The sequence below is a fragment of the Streptococcus suis genome, from assembly GCF_002964045.1.
Taxonomy (GTDB): Bacteria; Bacillota; Bacilli; order Lactobacillales; family Streptococcaceae; genus Streptococcus; species Streptococcus suis_U.
The window spans coordinates 1-311 of sequence record NZ_POPB01000485.1; the positions used below are offsets into that span (position 1 = coordinate 1).

1 pseudogene is annotated in these 311 nt (G+C 46.0%); it reads left to right on the forward strand.

Annotated features, from left to right (window positions below):
* Positions 1 to 311: pseudogene (locus tag C1E99_RS14760) on the forward strand (fibrinogen-binding protein); the annotation flags it as partial.

The following is a 311-nucleotide window of genomic DNA, read 5'->3' on the forward strand; positions in this document are numbered from 1 at the left end:
GAAATAGATTCTGAGACGGACTCGCTCACAGATTCTGAAATAGACTCTGAGACTGACTCACTCACGGACTCGGAGATGGATTCAGATACAGATTCGCTAACTGACTCGGAGATGGACTCTGAGACAGACTCGCTCACTGACTCAGAGATTGATTCTGATACTGATTCACTCACGGATTCTGAGATGGACTCTGAGACTGATTCACTCACGGATTCTGAGATGGATTCAGATACAGATTCACTCACGGATTCTGAGATGGACTCTGATACAGATTCGCTCACGGATTCTGAGATGGACTCTGAGACTGATTC